The sequence below is a fragment of the Oribacterium sp. genome (assembly GCF_057249185.1).
The window spans coordinates 1-2,076 of record NZ_DBHIGR010000248.1; the positions used below are offsets into that span (position 1 = coordinate 1).

The window sequence follows — 2,076 nt, forward strand, 5'->3', positions numbered from 1 at the left end:
GGGCTGGAAGATTGCTGTGGCAATAAGGGCTATTACGAAAAGTATTTTACCGGAGTGGATATTTTCCGGGAGGAAGCGGTATGTCACTAAGCTATAAGGAGGAGGCAGTATGTCACTAAGCTATAAGGAGGCGGGAGTAGACAAGGAGCAGGGCTATAAAGAGGTAGGACTCATCAAGAAGTTCATAAAAGAGACGTATACCCCCGGCGTCTTATCGGATTTGGGGGGCTTTTCAGGATTATTTTCCCTGGAACAGGAAAAGATCTCCCATCCTGTCCTGGTATCCGGTACAGACGGTGTGGGGACGAAGGTCGTACTGGCCCAGAAGCTGGGAAGACACAAGACCATTGGCATCGACTGTGTGGCCATGTGTGTGAATGACATTCTTTGTCAGGGGGCAAAGCCCTTGTTTTTCTTGGATTATATCGCCTGCGGGAAGCTTGATGCGGAGAAAATGGCGGGGATTGTGGAAGGCGTTGCAGAAGGCTGTAAAAGAGCCGGTGCGGCTTTAATCGGAGGGGAAACGGCAGAGATGCCCGGAGTTTACCGGGAGGAGGACTATGACCTTGCCGGATTTGCTGTGGGAATTGTAGACCGGGAGAAGATTATTGACGGCAAGCAGAAAGTGAAGGAAGGGGATAGCATCCTGGCACTGCCCTCTTCCGGAATCCACAGCAACGGCTTTTCTTTGGTTCGAAAAATCATTTTTGACAAGATGCAGCTGGATTTGGAACAGGAGCAGATTTCCGGCGAGTCTCTGGCAGATATTTTACTCACGCCCACTCGTATCTATGTTCGGGAAGTGCTTCCCGTTCTGGAAGAGGTGGATGTGCATGCTATGGCCCACATTACAGGAGGAGGACTTCCGGAGAATCTGCCACGAGTTTTACCGGGGGGACTTTCTGTGGTAATCGAAGAAAGCACTTTGCCCCGTCTTCCTATTTTTAGCAAATTACAGGAGTGGGGAGAATTAAGTCGGGAGGAAATGTTCGGCACCTTCAATATGGGAGTAGGCTTTACCCTTTTTGTGAGGAAAGAGGATGAAAAGAAAGTTTTATCCATGCTTCCGGAGGCAGGGCGAATCGGAGAAGTGGTGAGAGGAAAGGGAGAAGTGACCATTCGGTAGGCGCCGGAGAAGTGAGCATTGATTAGACGCAGGAGAAGTGAACATTCGGTAGGCACCGAAGAAGTGACAATGGAATAGACGCCGGAGGATTTCCGGTACTTAATATGTGGGAAAAGGTGGACTATGGATAAACGTATTTTTGTACGAAAGAGAGAGCAGTACCGGCAGGAAGAGGAAAAACTGGTAGAGGAATTGTTCCGCAGCCTTTCTATCCCTGTGAAAAGAGCGGCCATTTATCAGATTTATGATGTGTATTCTATTGAAGAAGAAGTATTGAAACGGGCGGAGCAGTCCGTGTTTTCCGAGGTGATGGTGAACGAAGTTTTCGAAGAGCTGCCCCTTCAGGAAGGCTTTTATTTTGCCTATGAAACCTTGCCGGCACAATTTGACCAGCGGGCAGACAGTGCGATGCAGTGTATTCGACTCCTGGATGCGGAAAGCAAGGCGTTTGTGCGCTCCGGAACCTTGCTCGTGTTTGATCGTGCTCTCAGCCCCTTGGAATTGGAGAAGATTTCCCGGTATCTGGTGAACCCCATTGAGTCCCAGGAGAAGGATATGTCCCTTCTTTCCTTTTCTCCGGATGCAGAAAGAAAAGAAATGCGGGATATGAGCGGTTTCCGTAAGCTTAGTACAGAAGCGCTGGCTGCTTTAAAGAAGGAGATGAACCTTTCCCTTCTGATGGAAGACCTCCTCTTTATTCAGGAATTTTACAGAGGAGAAGAAAGAGACCCAAGCGAAACGGAGCTTTACGTTCTGGATTGCTACTGGAGCGACCATTGTCGGCATACTACCTTTGAAACGGTGCTGGATAAGATTTCCGTGGAGTCTAAGCATTTTCAGAAGGAAATGGAAGAGGCCCTGCAGGAATATCTCAGCCTTCGAAAAGAACTGGGGACGGAGAAGCCCGTTACCCTTATGGATATGGCGACCATTGTGGGAAAGTATCATCG

General features: G+C 48.9%; 1 protein-coding gene and 1 pseudogene. Both read left to right on the forward strand.

What is annotated here, in order from left to right; all coding sequences use genetic code 11:
* Positions 1 to 109 precede the first annotated feature (109 nt).
* Entirely contained in the window at positions 110 to 1,126 is a 1,017-nt protein-coding gene (gene purM, locus ACO4PX_RS10045; RefSeq protein ID WP_485572565.1) for a phosphoribosylformylglycinamidine cyclo-ligase, read from the forward strand.
* A 123-nt stretch (positions 1,127 to 1,249) separates the two neighbouring features.
* Positions 1,250 to 2,076 (forward strand): annotated as a pseudogene (locus tag ACO4PX_RS10050) (phosphoribosylformylglycinamidine synthase); the annotation flags it as partial.

Coding starts and splice junctions, on each gene's coding strand:
- purM (WP_485572565.1), top strand. CDS start 110: ATGTCACTAAGCTATAAGGAGGCGGGAGTAGACAAGGAGCAGGGCTAT.